Source organism: Nostoc sp. 2RC (genome assembly GCF_014222165.1).
GTDB classification, from domain to species: Bacteria; Cyanobacteriota; Cyanobacteriia; order Cyanobacteriales; family Nostocaceae; genus Nostoc; species Nostoc linckia.
Genome location: NZ_JACKZU010000699.1, coordinates 1 through 1,374, shown reverse-complemented (window position 1 = coordinate 1,374; position 1,374 = coordinate 1). Strand labels below are relative to the sequence as shown.

Annotated in this window: 5 protein-coding genes; 1 reads left to right on the top strand and 4 read right to left on the bottom strand. The window is 39.3% G+C overall.

The window, feature by feature from the left end; all coding sequences use genetic code 11:
* Positions 1-137: 137 nt before the first annotated feature.
* Positions 138-278: a photosystem I reaction center subunit VIII gene (gene psaI / locus GNE10_RS34500; RefSeq protein ID WP_099066072.1), complete on the top strand. Its 141-nt coding sequence runs from the start codon at positions 138-140 to the stop codon at positions 276-278.
* Positions 279-548: 270 nt separating this feature from the next.
* On the opposite strand, the gene GNE10_RS34495 is transcribed toward psaI, so the two are convergent.
* The 4 genes from GNE10_RS34495 to psbE form a co-directional block, all read right to left on the bottom strand.
* Positions 549-668: a photosystem II reaction center protein J gene (locus GNE10_RS34495; RefSeq protein ID WP_073644363.1), complete on the bottom strand. Its 120-nt coding sequence runs from the start codon at positions 666-668 to the stop codon at positions 549-551.
* 70 nt (positions 669-738) lie between these two features.
* Positions 739-858, bottom strand: coding sequence for a photosystem II reaction center protein L (locus tag GNE10_RS34490; protein ID WP_096533973.1), 120 nt, complete (start codon positions 856-858; stop codon positions 739-741).
* Positions 859-867: 9 nt separating this feature from the next.
* Positions 868-1,005: a cytochrome b559 subunit beta gene (psbF, locus tag GNE10_RS34485; RefSeq protein WP_015115279.1), complete on the bottom strand. Its 138-nt coding sequence runs from the start codon at positions 1,003-1,005 to the stop codon at positions 868-870.
* A gap of 9 nt (positions 1,006-1,014) precedes the next feature.
* Positions 1,015-1,263 (bottom strand): cytochrome b559 subunit alpha, encoded by a 249-nt coding sequence (gene psbE, locus GNE10_RS34480; protein WP_099066071.1) that lies wholly within the window; start codon positions 1,261-1,263, stop codon positions 1,015-1,017.
* Positions 1,264-1,374: the final 111 nt, after the last annotated feature.

Genomic DNA, 1,374 nt, shown 5'->3' with positions numbered 1-1,374 from the left:
CTTCTCAAGTATGCCCCACGCCCCATGCCCCACGCCCAATATCTGCTGTGTTAAAAATCTTTAGAATTTAAAAAATCTGACTCACTTTGCAGTAAGCTCATCTTGAATTGTAGTGTGATTTCACAGGGACTTGTTCTATGGCATTTGAATTTTTGCCTACTATTTTGGCTAGCACTTCCTATTTGCCTGCTATCTTCGTTCCCATCATTGGTTGGGTTTTACCAGGTGCAGTGTTCGCTTTCCTATTTTTATACATAGAAAGCGAAGATATTGCTTAACTGGTTTATTCCTTCATTGGTAATTGGTAATAAATTACTTTGTTTTTTACCAATTACTTGATTATCACACCAGAATTCTGAATTCTGAATTCAGGATTCAAAAGTAAAACATTCAAGTATAGGTCAATCCAAAATCCCAAATTGATTGACTTTGCTTGTAATCTGCTGTAACAATACCGCCTATCTCAAAGAGACAGGCGGCTTTTTAATGCTGATTTCTCAACAAATGCTAAAAAATTCAGACTTTATAGTATTGGCTTCAAACTAGTTTTAGATTGAAGAACCCAGTCCAGCGTAGGCACCATAAAAGAAAATGCCCAACACTGTAATTACACCTAATCCTGCGACCGTAGCGACGACCCACAGGGGAATTCTCCCACTTCCAGACACAGCTTCTCTCCTCCCTTAACAACAAATCAACACACGTTCAATAAACAAAGATTAACAATGGTATTTCTAGTTAGTTAAAGAAATAACTAGAAAACAGAATTCCCAGAACAAAAATTAGTAGTAGTCCCAGGTATAGTGAAGTCCGGTTTAATTCAACCGGTTGATTATTAGGATTGGGCGATCTTTCCATAACTTGCTCCTAGCGTTGAATAAATTGCATTGCGGCGATCGCGCCCAAAAAGAATACAGTTGGTACACCCAAGGTGTGAACTGCCAGCCATCTAACGGTAAAAATTGGATAGGTAACTGGTTGATTGATGTTATTGCCGCTAGTCATGATCTCAAACTACTTTCCAATAAATTGTTCAACTTGTTGTTTTGCATCAAAACGGTTCTTCACAATTGGTACTTCTTGCCGCACTGGTGTGAAATATTCATTGGGGCGGGGTGTACCAAAAGCATCATAAGCCAGTCCGGTGCTGACAAATAACCAACCAGCAATAAACAATGCGGGAATGGTGATGCTATGAATTACCCAGTAACGAACGCTGGTAATGATGTCCGAAAACGGACGTTCTCCAGTGGTACCTGACATTTAGATCCCTACCTTCATAAAGAATGTATTGAGTTTATTATCCTACAAAGTTTAGAAAGAGTTACAAGTTGCAACGTTCTTCTCAGAAATGGGGATTGGCAATATGGGGGG